At 63.7% G+C, this 16,052-nt stretch carries 17 protein-coding genes; 7 read left to right on the plus strand and 10 right to left on the minus strand.

Going from position 1 to position 16,052, the window contains the following annotated elements:
- Window positions 1–378, minus strand: a 378-nt coding sequence (locus J5M58_RS03605) for a phage infection protein (RefSeq protein WP_207877172.1), incomplete at its 3' end; no start/stop codon positions are given.
- Between the two features lie 340 nt (window positions 379–718).
- Between J5M58_RS03605 and J5M58_RS03610 the strand changes: the two genes are divergently transcribed.
- Window positions 719–2,785 carry an AsmA family protein gene (locus J5M58_RS03610; protein ID WP_112253664.1) on the plus strand — a complete coding sequence of 689 codons (2,067 nt, stop codon included), beginning with the start codon at window positions 719–721 and terminating at the stop codon, window positions 2,783–2,785.
- Window positions 2,786–2,915: 130 nt separating this feature from the next.
- Here the strand turns inward: J5M58_RS03610 and J5M58_RS03615 are convergent, their stop codons facing one another.
- Both J5M58_RS03615 and osmE read right to left on the minus strand, forming a co-directional pair.
- Window positions 2,916–3,446: a bacterioferritin gene (locus J5M58_RS03615; protein ID WP_112253794.1), complete on the minus strand. Its 531-nt coding sequence runs from the start codon at window positions 3,444–3,446 to the stop codon at window positions 2,916–2,918.
- 47 nt (window positions 3,447–3,493) lie between these two features.
- A complete protein-coding gene (osmE, locus tag J5M58_RS03620) occupies window positions 3,494–3,835 on the minus strand; it encodes an osmotically-inducible lipoprotein OsmE (RefSeq protein ID WP_112253663.1) in 342 nt (113 codons plus the stop codon).
- Between the two features lie 123 nt (window positions 3,836–3,958).
- Here osmE and J5M58_RS03625 point away from each other — a divergent pair, with 123 nt between their 5' ends.
- The gene (locus J5M58_RS03625) at window positions 3,959–4,849 is read left to right on the plus strand and encodes a triacylglycerol lipase (RefSeq protein ID WP_112253662.1); all 891 of its coding nucleotides are present in this window, start codon (window positions 3,959–3,961) and stop codon (window positions 4,847–4,849) included.
- On the opposite strand, the gene J5M58_RS03630 is transcribed toward J5M58_RS03625, so the two are convergent.
- Window positions 4,846–5,718: a DMT family transporter gene (locus tag J5M58_RS03630; RefSeq protein ID WP_112253661.1), complete on the minus strand. Its 873-nt coding sequence runs from the start codon at window positions 5,716–5,718 to the stop codon at window positions 4,846–4,848. The two genes, J5M58_RS03625 and J5M58_RS03630, sit on opposite strands and share 4 nt — an antisense overlap.
- A gap of 226 nt (window positions 5,719–5,944) precedes the next feature.
- Between J5M58_RS03630 and J5M58_RS03635 the strand changes: the two genes are divergently transcribed.
- From J5M58_RS03635 to J5M58_RS03645, 3 genes are all read left to right on the plus strand, one after another.
- Entirely contained in the window at window positions 5,945–6,733 is a 789-nt protein-coding gene (locus tag J5M58_RS03635; RefSeq protein WP_207877174.1) for a helix-turn-helix transcriptional regulator, read from the plus strand.
- Window positions 6,734–6,795: 62 nt separating this feature from the next.
- Complete coding sequence (locus tag J5M58_RS03640) at window positions 6,796–7,083, plus strand: PsiF family protein (RefSeq protein WP_003258250.1); 288 nt, start codon at window positions 6,796–6,798, stop codon at window positions 7,081–7,083.
- A 71-nt stretch (window positions 7,084–7,154) separates the two neighbouring features.
- Entirely contained in the window at window positions 7,155–8,162 is a 1,008-nt protein-coding gene (locus J5M58_RS03645; RefSeq protein ID WP_112253659.1) for an AI-2E family transporter, read from the plus strand.
- A 134-nt stretch (window positions 8,163–8,296) separates the two neighbouring features.
- Here the strand turns inward: J5M58_RS03645 and J5M58_RS03650 are convergent, their stop codons facing one another.
- A complete protein-coding gene (locus J5M58_RS03650; RefSeq protein WP_207877177.1) occupies window positions 8,297–9,568 on the minus strand; it encodes an Hsp70 family protein in 1,272 nt (423 codons plus the stop codon).
- A gap of 164 nt (window positions 9,569–9,732) precedes the next feature.
- Between J5M58_RS03650 and cbpA the strand changes: the two genes are divergently transcribed.
- Together cbpA and J5M58_RS03660 are read left to right on the plus strand one after the other, a co-directional pair.
- Window positions 9,733–10,686 carry a curved DNA-binding protein gene (gene cbpA / locus J5M58_RS03655; RefSeq protein ID WP_207877179.1) on the plus strand — a complete coding sequence of 318 codons (954 nt, stop codon included), beginning with the start codon at window positions 9,733–9,735 and terminating at the stop codon, window positions 10,684–10,686.
- 2 nt (window positions 10,687–10,688) lie between these two features.
- Window positions 10,689–10,994 carry a chaperone modulator CbpM gene (locus tag J5M58_RS03660; protein ID WP_025340803.1) on the plus strand — a complete coding sequence of 102 codons (306 nt, stop codon included), beginning with the start codon at window positions 10,689–10,691 and terminating at the stop codon, window positions 10,992–10,994.
- 126 nt (window positions 10,995–11,120) lie between these two features.
- Here J5M58_RS03660 and J5M58_RS03665 read toward each other — a convergent pair whose 3' ends face one another.
- From J5M58_RS03665 to urtB, 5 genes are all read right to left on the minus strand, one after another.
- A complete protein-coding gene (locus tag J5M58_RS03665) occupies window positions 11,121–11,636 on the minus strand; it encodes a GNAT family N-acetyltransferase (RefSeq protein ID WP_112253656.1) in 516 nt (171 codons plus the stop codon).
- Between the two features lie 31 nt (window positions 11,637–11,667).
- Window positions 11,668–12,366: an urea ABC transporter ATP-binding subunit UrtE gene (urtE, locus tag J5M58_RS03670; RefSeq protein ID WP_085587952.1), complete on the minus strand. Its 699-nt coding sequence runs from the start codon at window positions 12,364–12,366 to the stop codon at window positions 11,668–11,670.
- A gap of 137 nt (window positions 12,367–12,503) precedes the next feature.
- Entirely contained in the window at window positions 12,504–13,361 is an 858-nt protein-coding gene (urtD, locus tag J5M58_RS03675) for an urea ABC transporter ATP-binding protein UrtD (RefSeq protein WP_177421382.1), read from the minus strand.
- On the minus strand, window positions 13,358–14,437 hold the full coding sequence (gene urtC, locus J5M58_RS03680) for an urea ABC transporter permease subunit UrtC (protein WP_112253654.1): 1,080 nt from the start codon (window positions 14,435–14,437) through the stop codon (window positions 13,358–13,360). The genes urtD and urtC overlap by 4 nt, the downstream gene beginning before the upstream one ends.
- Window positions 14,437–15,924, minus strand: a complete 1,488-nt coding sequence (urtB, locus tag J5M58_RS03685; RefSeq protein ID WP_207877181.1) for an urea ABC transporter permease subunit UrtB — start codon at window positions 15,922–15,924, stop codon at window positions 14,437–14,439. Before urtB ends, urtC begins: the two co-directional genes overlap by 1 nt.
- Window positions 15,925–16,052: the final 128 nt, after the last annotated feature.

The following is a 16,052-nucleotide window of genomic DNA, read 5'->3' on the forward strand; positions in this document are numbered from 1 at the left end:
ATCGGAGCCACCTTCGGCAACGCGGCCACTACGTTCGATCAGGCGATCGGAGCCACCTTCGGCAACGCGGCCACTACGTTCGATCAGGCGATCGGAGCCGCCTTCGGCAACGCGGCCACTACGTTCGATCAGGCGATCGGAGCCACCTTCTGCAACGCGGCCAGTACGTTCGATCAGGCGATCGGAGCCACCTTCGGCAACGCGGCCACTACGTTCGATCAGGCGATCAGCACCGCCTTCGGCAACAGTTTTCAGCGGCTGGGCAATTTCAGCTGCGCTGGAGCGCGATTCGGCGCTCAAATGTTGCTCGTCGGCTGGCAGGGCAAAAGCGTTGGCAGCCAGGATGGACAGGGTCAGGGTCAACAGATGGCGTTTCATGATTCGGTGCTCCTCTCGGGGGCTGGAAAGTGGGTACGGAGCCAATGCTACGCCGGGTAACGCCAGAGAGAAGTTCATACGGGTAATGGTAACAATCGACCGTATTGATAGAGGTCAGAAGCTGCTCTAGATAGTGCTTTTCAGGTCATTTGATGGCAATTTGATAGACTCCTTTCCGAGTAACACGCCTGCTCTGGCGCGACGAATTGCTGAGCAAAAGGCCAGGAAAAACTTCGCTATCATGGCGCCATTGATAAAACCCCACGGGTTTTCATCAGTCCGAGATATTGAGCGCCACCGCTGCGCCTGTTCTGTGCCATACCGCAAGGAGAATCACGCAATGACGCGTCCCGCCAGAATCCTCGTCTGGACCTTCACCAGCCTGCTGACCCTGCTGGCGATCCTGGTGGTGGTGATCGCCACCTTCGACTGGAACCGCGTCAAGCCCCTGCTCAACGAGAAAGTCTCCGAGGCCCTGCAGCGGCCTTTCGCGATCAATGGTAACCTTGCCGTGGACTGGCGCACCGAACCAGAAGAAGGGGGCTGGCGTGCCTGGGTGCCTTGGCCGCACTTCATTGCCGAAGACCTGACCCTGGGCAACCCCGATTGGCTCAAGGAACCGAAGATGGTCGGCCTGGAGCGCGTGGCGTTCCGCCTGGCGCCGCTGCCCCTGCTGTTCCAGCAGATCAGCATCCCGCGCATCGACCTGACCAAGCCCACAGCCAGCCTCACCCGCCTGGCCGACGGCCGCGCCAACTGGACTTTCGACTTCGGTCCCAAGGATGAAAATGCGGAGCCTTCCAAATGGCAGCTGGATATTGGTGCCATCGGCTTCGACCAGGGCAATGTCAGCTTCGATGACCAAACCCTGAAAACCAGCATGAAGGTGCAGATCGACCCGCTGGGCAAGCCTGTCCCATTCAGCGACATCGTCGGCAAGGCCAGCGCCGAGAAGACTGGTGCTGCGCAGGACTATGCCTTCGGGCTCAAGGCCCAGGGCCGCTACAAAGGCCAGCCGGTGTCCGGCACTGGCAAGATCGGCGGCCTGCTGGCCCTGCAGGACGCCAGCCAGCCGTTCCCGCTGCAGGCTGACGTGCGTATCGCCGACACTCATGTGGTACTCGCCGGTACCCTGACCGACCCGCGCAACCTCGGCGCCCTCGACCTGCGCCTGCGCCTGTCCGGGGCCAGCCTGGGCAACCTCTACCCGTTGACCGGCGTAACCTTGCCCGATACCCCGGCCTATTCCACCGACGGCCACCTCAGCGCCAACCTGCACGCGGCGCAAGGGGCCACCTTTAACTACCAGGGTTTCAACGGCAAGATCGGTGACAGCGATATCCATGGCGACCTGGCCTTCGTTGCCAGCCAGCCACGGCCCAAGCTGTCCGGTAACCTGGTATCCAACCAGTTGCTGTTCAAGGACCTGGCGCCGCTGATCGGCGCCGACTCCAACGCCGAGCAGAAGGCCCGTGGTGGTGCCAGCAAGCAGCCGACGGGCAAGGTGCTGCCGGTGGAAGAGTTCCGCACCGAGCGCTGGCGCGCGATGGACGCTGACGTCACCTTCGCCGGCAAGCGCATCGTGCACAGCGCACAACTGCCGTTCAACGACCTTTCGGCCCACGTGATTCTGGAAGACGGCCTGCTGCGCCTGGAGCCCCTGCGTTTTGGCGTCGCTGGCGGCAACCTGGCTTCCAGGATCCGCCTGGATGGCCGCAACGTACCGCTACAGGGTCGTGCCCGGCTGACGGCGCGGGGCTTCAAGCTCAAGCAGTTGTTCCCCTCCTTTGCGCCAATGCAGACCAGCTTCGGTGAGTTGAACGGCGATGCCGATATCACCGGCCGGGGCAACTCGGTGGCCGCCTTGCTGGGCACCGCCAATGGCGACCTGCGCATGCTCATCAACGATGGCGCCATCAGCCGCAGCCTGATGGAGATTGCCGGGTTGAACGTGGGCAACTATGTGGTCGGCAAGCTGTTTGGCGATGAGGATGTGAAGATCAATTGCGCGGCGGCTGATGTTGGTATCAAGGATGGCCTGGCGACAACGCGCCTGTTCATCTTCGATACCGAGAACGCGATCATCTACATCAACGGCACGGCCAATTTCGCCACTGAGCAGCTGGACCTGAAAATTACCCCTGAATCGAAAGGGTTGCGGCTGTTCTCGCTGCGCTCGCCGCTGTATGTGCGCGGGCCGTTCGCCAAACCCAGTGCCGGGGTGCAGGCGGTGCCGTTGGCCTTGCGCGGCGCGGGGATGGTGGCGTTGGGCGTGGTGGCCGGGCCGGCTGCGGGGTTGCTGGCGCTGATTGCGCCTAGCAGCGGGGATGATCCCAACCAGTGCACGCCGCTGTTGCAGCAGATGAAAGCCGGCAAGGCGCCAGCGGTGGTGAAAGAGCGGAAATAGCAGGGGGGCCGCTTCGCGGCCCATCGCGACACAAGGCCGCTCCTACAGGTATTTCACAGCCCTCAAGACTTGTGGAGTACCTGTGGGAGCGGCCTTGTGTCGCGAAAGGGGCGCAAAGCGCCCCCAAGAATCACAAGCCTTGCAACAGGTCGGACATATCGTCCGCGTGCTCTTCTTCCTGCGCCAGGATGTCTTCAAAAATCCGCCGCGTAGTCGGATCTTTATCCCCAATGTACCGAATGATTTCACGATAGCTATCGATGGCGATCCGCTCCGCCACCAGGTCTTCCAGCACCATCTCTTTCAATGAAGTGCCCGCCACATACTGGGCATGAGACCGTTTGCTGAGGTTGTCCGGGTTGAAATCCGGCTCTCCACCTAACTGCACGATCCGTTCGGCAAGCTTGTCGGCGTGCTCGGCTTCCTGGTTGGCATGCTCGAGGAACTCATCGGCAGCCACGCTGGCCTTGATGCCGCTGGCCATGAAGTAGTGGCGTTTGTAGCGCAATGTGCAGACCAGCTCGGTGGCCAGGGCTTCGTTGAGCAGGCTGATGATTTGCTCGCGGTCAGCCTGGTAACCCTCGGTCACGGCCCCGTTCTCGACATGCTGGCGAGCTCGTTCGCGAAGCGTTTGCACATCAGTCAGTTCAGTCGCATTCATGTTCATCTCCGAAAGCATCAGGGTGGTCATGGCAGGTCCTGTGAAAGTTATGCGCCGTGGGCAGCGTCGCTGTCTTCCTGGCGTTGCTTGCAGGTCTTGAAGCCTTTGGCATCGACATGGCCAGTGGCGTCGAAGCGCACGTAGTAGGGCTGCTGGTGGCCGTCATGGTTGAGGATGTAGTCGTTGCAGGTGCCGCCATGGGGAAGGTCGATGACGTTGGACGGGCTGCCGCCGATGGCGATGACTTTCTGCATGGTCATGCCGTTTTCCACCTGCTTGACCAGCGGCTCGTCGCGGTAGGTGACGTAGTCCACCGGGTTTTCCGGGCGGCTGCCGCAGGCGGCGAGGGTGGCGCTTGCCAAAAGGATTGCCAGGGTCTGCTTGTACATGGTCCCGCTCCTTGCAAAGGGTATGTGTGGTTTGGAACCGCAGCGCGCGCCGGGAGTTCGATTGCGATGGTCATCAAGGTCGCTGTAGTGTTGGCCGATCGTCCACGGAAAGGGGCTGGGGCAATGCAGCAGGAATTGGCCACGCGATACCCATTGGTTCTGGTGCCGGGCATGCTCGGTTTTGTCCGCGTCGTGCTCTACCCCTACTGGTTCGGCATCGTGCCGGCCCTGCGCAAGGGTGGGGCGCAGGTGTTCCCGGTGCAGGTTTCGCCGCTGCATTCCAGCGAGGTGCGCGGCGAGCAGTTGCTGGCGATCATCGAAGACATCTGCCAGCGCACCGGTGCGCAAAGGGTCAACCTCATAGGCCACAGTCAGGGCGCCTTGAGCGCGCGCTACGCGGCCGCCAGGCGGCCCGGGCGGGTGGCTTCGGTCACTTCGGTGGCGGGGCCCAACCATGGCTCGGAACTGGCCGACTACCTGGAGCGCACGGCACCGGGCGATTCCCCGCAGGGGCGTATCCTGAAGGCTGTGCTGCATGGCTTGGCCGTGCTGCTGGTGTGGCTGGAAACCGGCTGGCGCCGCGACCCGCTGCCGGTGGATGTACACGCCTCGCACCAGTCGTTGACCAGCGCCGGGGTGGCGCTGTTCAACCAGGCTTATCCACAGGGCTTGCCAGACACCTGGGGCGGGGAAGGGGCCTATGAGGTCGATGGCGTGCGCTATTACTCCTGGTCCGGCACCTTGCAGCCCGGCCTGACCGACCAGCGACGCAACCGTTTTGACGGCAGCAGCCACTTCTGCCGCCTGTTCGCGCGCAGTTTCGTCAAGGAAAAGGGCCATTGCGACGGTATGGTCGGGCGCTTCAGTTCGCACCTGGGGCAGGTGATCGGCGACGATTACCCGCTCGACCACCTGGATATCGTCAACCAGTCGCTTGGTGCGGTGGGCAAGGGTGCCGAACCGGTGCGGCTGTTCATCGAACATGCCGCCCGGCTCAAGGCGGCAGGGCTCTAGCGACGGATCGGCGTTGTCCAGCGCTCGGCCAGCACTACGCCCACCAGGGTCAGCAGGCCACCCACGAGGTGATAGCGGGCCAATTGCTCGTCGAGCACCACGGCGGCGATCAGTGCCGTGACCAGCGGCAGCAGGTTGAAGAACAGCGTGGTGCGGCTGGGCCCCAGGCGTTGCACGGCCTGCATCCACACCAGGGGCGCGATCATCGAGGCCAGCACGCAGGCGTACAGCACCAGGCCGATGTTGCGGCTGTTCAGGCCGGTCTTGTCCGACAGCAGGAACAGCGGCAGCAGCACGACGATGGCTACCAGCACCTGCAGGTACAGCAACTGCATCGGCGGCAGGCGTAGCTGCCATTTCTTCAGCAGGAAGCTGTACAGCGCGTAGGCCAGTGTGGCCACGAGCATCAGCAGGTCGCCGCTGTTCAGGCCTTGTTGCAGCAGGCTGGCGGGGTGGCCGGCGCTTACCACTTCAAGCACACCGAGAAATGACACCAGCGCGCCCAGCAGAGCGCCGTAGCTCAGGCGCTGCCCCAGCCAGGCGATGGACAGTGCCAGTGACATCAGTGGCATCAGCGAGAGGATGATGCCCATGTTGGTGGCGCTGGTGATGCCGGCGGCGAAGTAGGCCAGGCTCTGGTACAGCGCCATGCCCAGCACGCCCAGCACGAAGACCTTGCCCAGGTGCGGGCGGATGGCCGCGCGATTGCGCCACACGGCGGGCAGCAGGAACGGGGTGAACAGGAACGCGGCCAGCAGCCAGCGGTAGAAGCCGATCTCGGCGGGGTGGATGGCACCGGCGGACATCTTGGTGACCACGGTGTTGCCGGCCCAGATCAGGATGGCGGTCAGGGGGAACAGGTAGTTCATGTAGCGGTTTACTCGTTTTGGACTGATTGGGGCTGCTTTGCAGCCCATCGCGACACAAGGCCGCTCCTACAGGTATCGCACTGGCCCGGAAGGCAACGCGGGTCCCTGTAGGCGCGGCCTTGTGTCGCGATGGCCTGCGCAGCAGGCCCCGATGCCAGCCATTATCAACTGTCTGTCAACAAGCCTATACTTCTATCCAGACAACTCACCCCGCAAAGCAGACAGCATGCCGCGCAAATACCTCGACATTCCCCAGTTCAGCCAACTCCCGGCCCCGGTGTACTTCCGCCACGACGAGTTCGGTGCCGACACCCGCAGCGCCCTGCATCGCCACGCCTGGGGCCAGCTCAACTACACCGCCCACGGCGTGATGCACCTGGAGGTCGCCGGCCAGCACTTCCTGTCGCCACCGCAATACGCCGTGTGGGTGCCGCCCGACACCGAGCATGGCTGCTACAACCCACAGGCCATCGTCTACCGCTCGGTCTACCTGGAACGCAGCCTGTGCGCCGCACTGCCGCAGCAACCATGCAGCCTGATGATCAGCGACATCCTCAAGGCTATCCTCGCCGACTTCGCCCGACGCGAACTGCGGGTGGCCGAGGGCGAGCGCGACCAGCGCCTGGTGCAGGTGCTGGTCGACCAGCTGCTGCTGGCGCCCACCCAGGCCTGCTACCTGCCGTTTGCCCACAGCGAAGGCTTGCGCCAGGTGCTCGATGCCCTCGGTGCCGAGCCGGGCGACAACCGCCCGCTGGCCGGCTGGGCTGCCCAGGTGCATGTCAGCGAACGTACCTTGGCCCGCCAGTTTCTGCGCGAACTGGGTATCGGTTTTGGCGAATGGCGCCTGCGCCTGCGCTTTTTGCGCGCCATCGAAGCGCTTGAGGCCGGCCAGCCGATCCAGGCCATCGCCTTCGACCTGGGCTACAGCAGCGCCTCGGCGTTCATCGCCATGTTCCAGCGCCAGGCCCGGTGCACACCCGAGCATTACCGTCGCCAGGCACGGGCAGGGCGTTGAGAATCTTGGCTACACTCAGCTCGACCCCCGTGCATCGGGCGCGGAGCCAAGGAGACTACTCCATGAAAGTGCTGCAAATCCCCTTACTGGTATTGGCGGTGTTGTTCAGCGCCCAAGGCTTCGCCGCCAATACCGCGCAGCAGGAAAAGATGAAAACCTGCAACGCCGACGCCACCGCCAAGGCCCTCAAGGGCGATGAGCGCAAAGCCTTCATGAGCACCTGCCTGAAGAAGGATGTGCCACAAACCCAGCAAGAGAAGATGAAAACCTGCAACGCTGACGCCACCACCAAGGCACTGAAGGGTGACGAGCGCAAAGCGTTCATGAGCGACTGCCTGAAGAAGAAATGACCTGCGCCTATGCCTGCAGGCGTAAGGCTGGCAGACTGCGGGTCTTTCCCGTTGTCTGCCGTTGAGGCTGTATGACCTTCACCCCCCGCCAGGTCACCCTGGCCAGCTGGATCATCGTGTTTGCCGGCCTGTTGCTGGCGTTGCCCCTGAAGTTGCTGCCAAGCCTGCTGGCCGGCTTGCTGGTGTTCGAGCTGGTCAACATGCTGACGCCGCGGCTGCAGCCGCTGATCGCCGGGCAGCGTGCGCGGTGGCTGGCAGTGGCGCTGCTCGGCACGCTTGTGGTCAGTACCCTGACCCTGCTGTTTGCCGGTGCTTTCAGCTTCCTGCTGCACGAGGCGGAAAACCCCGGTGCCTCGCTGGACAAGTTCATGGCCCTGGTGGAACGTGCCCGCGGGCAGCTGCCGCCGTCCATCGAAAGCTACCTGCCGGCCAGTGCGGCGGAGTTCAAGGTGGCCATCGGTGACTGGATCAAGAGCCACCTGAGCGACCTGCAGCTGGTCGGCAAGGGCATGGCGCACATGTTCGTCACCCTGCTGATCGGCATGATCCTCGGCGCCATCGTCGCCTTGCAGCGCATCCCCGACATCTCCCGGCGCAAGCCGCTGGCGGCGGCGCTGTTCGAGCGCCTGAGCCTGCTGGTGCAGGCGTTTCGCAACATCGTCTTCGCGCAGATCAAGATTTCGTTGCTCAACACTACGTTCACCGGCATCTTCCTCGCCGTGGTGCTGCCGATGTTCGATGTGCACCTGCCGCTGACCAAGACGCTGATCGTGCTGACCTTCCTGCTGGGCCTGCTGCCGGTGATCGGCAACCTGATGTCCAATACCCTGATCACCATCGTCGGCCTGTCGCTGTCGATCTGGGTGGCGGCGGCGGCGCTGGGTTACCTGATCGTCATCCACAAGGTCGAGTATTTCCTCAACGCGCGGATCGTCGGCGGGCAGATCAGTGCCAAGTCGTGGGAATTGCTGCTGGCGATGCTGGTGTTCGAGGCGGCGTTCGGGCTGCCTGGGGTGGTGGCAGGGCCGATCTACTATGCCTACCTGAAGAGTGAGCTGAAGCGGGCCGAACTGGTCTGATTGTTTGTTGGCCTGTGCTGGCCCTTTCGCGGGTAAACCCGCTCCCACAGCGATCGCACAAACCTCAAGACTTGTGCAGTACCTGTGGGAGCGGGTTTACCCGCGAAAGGGCCGGCACAGGTTAGACAGTCGGCTCAGGCCAAGCCGTAACGCTTGCGCGCCTCGATGGCCAGCCCGCTACCAATGCTGCCAAAGATGTTGCCTTCCACATGCCGCGCATTCGGCAGCATCGCCGACACACTGTTGCGCAGCGCCGGAATCCCGCTGGAACCGCCGGTGAAGAACACCGTATCGACCTGGGCCTCGCTCACTCCCGCCTTGGCCAGCAGATCGCTCACGCTACCACGCACCCGCTCCAGCAACCCTTCGATCGCCTCTTCGAACAGCGCGCGGGTCAGTTCCGCAGTCAGCTCGGGCTCGACTCGCCCCAGGTCGATGCGGCGGCTGTCCTGCTCGGTCAGCTCGATCTTGCTGGCTTCCACTTCCATCGCCAGCCAGTGCCCGGCGCGCTGCTCGATCAGCTTGAACAGGCGGTCGATACCGAAGCTGTCCTCGATGTCATAGCGCATGCTGCCCAGCGCCAGCTGCGACTTCTGCGAATACAGGGCGTTGATGGTGTGCCAGGTGGCGAGGTTGAGGTGATAGCTGGTCGGCATCAGCGCGCCGCTCTTCATGCGGCTGCCGTAGCCGAACAGTGGCATCACACCCTGCAGGCTCAGTTGCTTGTCGAAGTCGGTACCGCCAATGTGTACACCGCCGGTGGCGAGGATGTCGCTTTGGCGCTCGGCGACCAGGTGGCGCTCGGGCGACAGGCGGATCAGGGTGAAGTCCGAGGTACCACCGCCGATGTCGACGATCAGCACCAGTTCTTCGCGGCTGATGCTTGACTCGTAGTCGAAGGCCGCGGCAATCGGCTCGTACTGGAACGACACATCCTTGAAGCCGATCTTGCGCGCCACTTCGGCCAGGGTGTCCTCGGCCTCCTGGTCGGCGGCCGGGTCTTCGTCGACGAAGAACACCGGGCGGCCAAGCACTACCTGCTCGAACTCACGCCCCGCAGCGGCCTCGGCGCGTTTTTTCAGCTCGCCGATGAACATGCCCAGCAGGTCCTTGAACGGCAGGGCGCTGCCCAGCACGCTGGTATCGTGCTTGATCAGCTTGGAACCCAGCAGGCTTTTCAGCGAACGCATCAGGCGGCCTTCGTAGCCTTCCAGGTACTCATGCAGTGCCAGGCGGCCATAGACCGGGCGACGCTCCTCGATGTTGAAGAACACCACCGAGGGCAAGGTGATCTTGCCGTCTTCCAGGGCAATCAGCGACTCGGCGCCGGGGCGGTGCCAGCCGACCGTCGAGTTGGAGGTGCCAAAGTCGATGCCCAGGGCGCGGGCCGGGGATACGTCAGACATGGGAAATGAGCTTCCGGAGGCAAAACGGCCGCGCAGTGTATGCCAGTTGGCTACAGAATCAAGACCGGTCGTCTGCCATGGAGCAAACCCAAGGCGGTCTTGAAAGGCTATGCTTGACCCCTATCTTCTCTTGCAACACGCACATTCACATTGGTGATCCATAGATGGACTTCAAAGACTATTACAAGATACTCGGCGTAGAGCCCACGGCGGACGACAAGGCGATCAAGGCCGCGTACCGCAAGCTGGCGCGCAAGTATCACCCCGATGTCAGCAAGGAGCGCGACGCCGAGGAGAAATTCAAGGAGGCCAACGAGGCCTACGAAGTGCTGGGCGACGCGCAGAAACGTGCCGAATTCGACGAAATCCGCAAGTATGGCGGCCAGCATGGCCGGCCGTTCCAGGCACCACCGGGCTGGGAAAGCCGCGGCGGTGGCGGTGGTTTCGAAGGCGGTGATTTTTCCGACTTCTTCAGTTCGATCTTTGGTAGCCGGGGGGGCAACCCGTTCGGTGGTGCCCGGCAGCAGCAACGCAGCGCCGGCAGGCGGGGGCAGGACGTGGAGCTAGAACTGGCGGTATTCCTTGAAGAGACCCTGAGCAAGGAGTCCAAGCAGATCAGTTTCCAGGTGCCGCAGACCAATGCCATGGGCCAGCGCACCGGCTTCACTACCAAGACCCTGAACGTGAAGATCCCGGCCGGGGTGACCGACGGCGAGCGCATCCGCCTCAAAGGCCAGGGCGCGCCGGGCATTGGCGGCGGGGCCAATGGCGACCTGTTCCTGACCATTCGCATGGCACCGCATCCGCTGTTCGATGTCGAAGGTCATGACCTGATCATCACCGTGCCGCTGGCACCGTGGGAGGCAGCACTGGGCGCCAAGGTGGCCGTGCCGACCCTGGACGGCAAGATCAACCTCACCATCCGCCCCGACAGCCAGAGTGGCCAGCGCCTGCGCGTACCGGGCAAGGGCCTGGCCAACAAGAGTGGCGAGCGCGGCAACCTTTACGCGCAACTGAAAGTGGTCATGCCGCCTGCATCCGACGAGTCTGCCCGCGAACTGTGGACCAAGCTTTCCGAGAAGGCTGCGTTCAACCCGAGGACACAATGGAGTAAGTGATCATGAGCAGCACCCTGATCGTTCAACTGGACATGCGTACCTTGTGTCAGGAGGCCGATATCACGGCTGACTGCGTGATCGAAATCGTCGAGCACGGCATTGTCGAACCTTCCGGCCGAACGCCGGAAGACTGGTTGTTCGACGATCAGGCGCCGTTGCTGGCCAAACGTGCGGCGAAGCTGCATCAGGAGCTGGAACTGGAGTGGGAAGGGGTGGCTTTGGCGCTGGAGCTGCTGCAGGAAGTGCAGCAGTTGCGCAGCGAGAACAACATGCTGAGGCAGCGGTTGGGCAGGTTTACCCAGATGTGAGGTTTGCAGGCCCGGCCTCTTCGCGGGTGAACCCGCTCCCACAGGAATCGCACGATTCCTGAGATGTGTGCAGTACCTGTGGGAGCGGGTTTACCCGCGAAGAGGCCAGTACAGGCAAAATCAAATTCAGCTTGGTTCTGCCCCCGGATTCAGCACCAGCTGCATGAAGGTCAGATCCAGCCACCGGCCAAACTTCACCCCCACCTGCGGCATCTGCCCGGTCACCACGAAGCCCAGGCGTTCGTGCAGGCGCACCGACGCTGCATTGCCGCTCTCGATAGCCGCCACCATCACATGCTTGCCACACTCGCGCGCGCGCTCGACCAGCGCCGCCATAAGCACCGGCCCCAGCCCCTTGCCACGCTGGTCGCCACGGATATACACCGAATGCTCGACGGTAAGGCGAAAGCCCTCGAATGGCCGCCAGTCGCCAAACGACGCATAGCCCAGCACCCCACTCTCATCCACCGCCACCAGGATCGGGTAGCCCTGCTGTGCCCTTGCATCGAACCAGGCCTTGCGGTTGGCCAGGTCCACCGGTGTTTCGTTCCAGATCGCCGTGGTGTTGCGCACCGCGTCGTTGTAGATGTCGAGGATGCCCGGCACATCGGAAAGCAGGGCGTCGCGGATTTCATGACTCATGACAGCGTCTCGCAGGGTCGTTGCTTGCAGATTAAATGGTTACCAGCCCGCGCACACCTTCGGCCTGCATGTTTTCACCGCGCCCCCGCTGGATGATCTCGCCACGGGCCATCACCAGGTACTGGTCGGCCAGCTCCTCGGCGAAGTCGTAGAACTGCTCCACCAGCAAGATGGCCATGTCGCCGCGCTCGGCCAGGCGACGGATGACTGCGCCGATTTCCTTGATCACCGAAGGCTGGATGCCCTCGGTGGGCTCGTCGAGGATAAGCAGGCGCGGGCGGCTGGCCAGGGCGCGGCCGATGGCCAGCTGTTGCTGCTGGCCGCCGGACAGGTCACCGCCACGGCGTTGTTTCATCTGTTCCAGCACGGGGAACAGTTCGTAGATGAAGGGCGGTACCTCCCGCGCTTCACGGGCGGGGAAGCGCGAAAGGCCCATCAGCAGGTTTTCCTCGACAGTGAGGCGCGGGAAGATCTCGCGGCCCTGGGGGACGTAGGCGATGCCTGCGTGGACCCGTTGCTGGGGCTTGAGGCTGGTGATCGGCTTGCCTTCCCATTCGATGTTGCCGTCGCGCGCCGGGACCAGGCCCATCAGGCAGCGCAGCAGGGTGGTCTTGCCCACGCCGTTGCGGCCCAGCAGGCAGGTGACTTCGCCGACCTTGGCTTCGAAGGACAGGCCCCGGAGGATGTGGCTGCCGCCGTAGTACTGGTGCAGGGTGTCGATCTTGAGCATGTGTATATTCCTGAAATTGTTGCTGTGCCTGTGCCGGCTCTTTCGCGGGTAAACCCGCTCCCACAAGGACCACGCAGCTCTTCAGGCCTGTGTGGGAGCGGGTTTACCCGCGAAGAGGCCGACACAGGTTTCAATGTCTACCGGCCCAGATACACCTCGACCACCCGCTCATCCGCCTGCACCTGCTCCAGCGACCCTTCCGCCAGCACGCTGCCCTGGTGCAGCACGGTCACATGGTCGGCAATGCTGCCGACAAACCCCATGTCATGCTCCACCACCATCAGCGAATGCTTGCCAGCCAACCCCTTGAACAGTTCGGCGGTGAACTCGGTCTCGGCATCGGTCATGCCCGCCACTGGCTCGTCCAGCAACAGCAATTGCGGCTCCTGCACCAGCAGCATGCCGATCTCCAGAAACTGCTTCTGCCCATGTGACAGCAAGCCTGCCTGGCGCTGGGCCAGCGGCAGCAGGCGCAAGGTACCCAGCACCTCCTCGATGCGCTGGCGCTGCTCACCGCCCAGGCGCGCTGCCAGGCTGGCCCACACCGACTTGTCGGTCTTCAGTGCCAGTTCCAGGTTTTCGAACACCGTCAGCGCCTCGAACACCGTGGGCTTCTGGAACTTGCGGCCTATGCCGGCCTGGGCGATCTGGTATTCGCTCATGCGGGTCAGGTCGAGGGTGTCACCGAAATACGCCGTGCCACTGTCGGGCCTGGTCTTGCCGGTGATCACATCCATCATCGTGGTCTTGCCGGCACCGTTGGGGCCGATGATGCAACGCAGCTCGCCCACGCCGATGTACAGGTTCAGCGCGTTCAGCGCCTTGAAGCCATCAAAGCTGACGCTGATGTCTTCCAGGCTCAGCACCGTACCGTGGCGGGTGTCGAGGCCGGCCTTGCGGCTTTGGCCCAGGCCGATGGCGTCGCGGCCGGCACCGAGGTTGTCGAACACCGGTTCGAGCATGAATTCCGGATGTACCGGGGGCACGCCTCTCATGGCTGGCTCCTTTTCTTCAACAGGCCGACCACGCCCTGAGGCAGGTACAGGGTGACGAGAATGAACAATGCGCCGAGGAAGAACAGCCAGAACTCCGGGAAGGCCACGGTGAACCAGCTTTTCATGCCATTGACCAGGCCGGCGCCGAGCAGGGGGCCGATCAAGGTGCCGCGCCCACCCAGGGCCACCCACACGGCGGCTTCGATGGAGTTGGTCGGTGACATCTCGCCGGGGTTGATGATGCCCACTTGCGGCACATACAGCGCACCGGCCAGGCCGCACAGCACGGCACTGAGCACCCACACCAGCAACTTGAAGCCGCGCGGGTCGTAGCCGCAGAACATCAGGCGGTTCTCGGCGTCGCGCACGGCGGTGAGCAAACGGCCGAACTTGCTGCGGGTCAGGCACCAGCACAGGTACAGGCTGGCCAGGAGCAGGCCGACGGTGAGCAGGAACAGCACCGCGCGGGTGCCTTGGGCGGCAATGTCGAAGCCGAGGATGGTGCGGAAGCTGGTGAAGCCGTTGTTGCCGCCAAAACCGGTTTCGTTGCGGAAGAACAGCAGCATGCCGGCGAAGGTCAGGGCCTGGGTCATGATCGAGAAGTACACGCCCTTGATCCGCGAGCGGAAGGCGAACCAGCCGAACACCAGCGCCAGCAGCCCGGGCGCCAGTACTACCAGGCACAGGGCCCAGGCGAAATGCTGGGTACCAGCCCAATACCAGGGCAGCTCGCTCCACGACAGGAAGGTCATGAACCCTGGCAGGCCGTCACCGGCGGCCTGGCGCATCAGGTACATGCCCATGGCGTAGCCACCGAGGGCGAAGAACAGCCCGTGGCCCAGTGACAACAGCCCGGCGTAGCCCCAGACCAGGTCCAGGGCCAGGGCGACGATGGCGTAGCAAAGGATTTTGCCGACCAGGGTCAGGGTGTAGGCCGACACTTGCAGGGCATGGCCCGCCGGCAGCAGCGACAGCAGTGGCAGGGCCACCAGCAGCAGGACGACGACGGCGCCGATGGCCAGGGTCAGGCGTGGCCCGGCCTTTTGCGTAGCGGTGACAAGCAGTGGCTGGTTCATCAGTCGATTACCCGTCCCTTGAGGGCGAACAGGCCTTGCGGGCGTTTCTGGATGAACAGAATGATCAACGCAAGGATGAGGATCTTGCCGAGCACGGCGCCGATCTGCGGCTCCAGCAGCTTGTTGGCGATGCCAAGGCCGAAGGCTGCCCAGAGGCTGCCGGCCAACTGGCCGACGCCGCCGAGCACCACCACCAGGAACGAGTCGATGATGTAGCTCTGGCCCAGGTCCGGGCCAACGTTGCCGACCTGGCTCAGGGCCACGCCGCCGAGCCCGGCGATGCCCGAGCCGAGGCCGAAGGCGAGCATGTCGACACGCCCGGTAGACACGCCGCAGCAGGCGGCCATGTTGCGGTTCTGGGTGACCGCGCGCACGTTCAGGCCCAGCCGTGTGCGGTTGAGCAGCAGCCAGGTGAGCAGAACCACGGCCAGGGCGAAGCCGATGATCACCAGGCGGTTGTACGGCAGCACCAGGTTGGGCAGCAGCTGTATGCCCCCCGAAAGCCAGGCCGGGTTGCTGACTTCGACGTTCTGCGCGCCGAACAGCAGGCGGATGGCCTGGATCAGGATCAGGCTGATGCCCCAGGTCGCCAGCAGGGTTTCCAGTGGGCGGCCATATAGGTGGCGGATTACCGTGCGCTCCAGCGCCATGCCGACCCCGGCACTGACGGTGAAAGCCACCGGCAGGGCGATCAGCGGGTAGAACTCGATGGCGCCGGGGGCGTAGCGCTGCAGCAGTATCTGGACCATGTAGGTGCTGTAGGCGCCGAGCATCAGCATTTCGCCGTGGGCCATGTTGATCACCCCGAGCAGGCCGAAGGTGATGGCCAGGCCAAGGGCTGCCAGCAGCAGGATCGAACCTAGCGACAGGCCGCTGAAGGCCTGGCCGAGCAGTTCGCCCACCAGCAGCTTGCGCTGCACCTGGGCCAGGCTGGTTTCGGCAGCGGTGCGCACGCCCGGGTCGGTTTCCGCGTTGGGTTGCAGCAATGCCTCGAGGCGGGTGCGGGCCAGCGGGTCACCGGTTTCGCCGAGCAGGCGAACGGCTGCCAAACGTACTGCCGGTTCGCTGGCATCCAGTTGCAGGTTGGCCAGGGCCAGGCCGATGGCGGCGTGCACGGCGGGGTCCACTTCGAGGGCAAAGCGCCGGTCGAGGAAGGCCATCTGCGCCGGTTGCGCGCTCTTTTGCAGTTGCTGGGCGGCGGCCAGGCGGGTGGCGCTGTTGTCGCTGAGCAACTGGTGGCTGGCCAGGGCGTTGTCGATCAGGCCGCGCAGGCGGTTGTTCAGGCGCACCTTGCGGGTGTCATTGGCGGTGATGCGGCCTTGGCGCAGGTTGTCCAGCAGCGGCAGGCGTGCGGTATCGGGTTGCGCCGCCCAGCTTTCGAGCAGGCGGGCTTGCTCGGCGGGCTTGGCGGTGAGGAAGAGTTCGCCCTCGCTGGCCTGGGTTGCCAGGGGGATCAGCAGGAGCAGGGTGAGCAGCAGTCTGAGCATGCGAGTAATCCTGAAAATCGGCGGTGGATTCTTCGCGGGTGAACCCGCTCCCACAGGGACCGCGCCGGTTTCAGACCTTGCACCGTACCTGTGGGAGCGGTTTTACCCGCGAATGGGCCGCATAGCGG

This window comes from Pseudomonas sp. 32_A, from assembly GCF_017490905.1.
Taxonomy (GTDB): Bacteria; Pseudomonadota; Gammaproteobacteria; order Pseudomonadales; family Pseudomonadaceae; genus Aquipseudomonas; species Aquipseudomonas inefficax.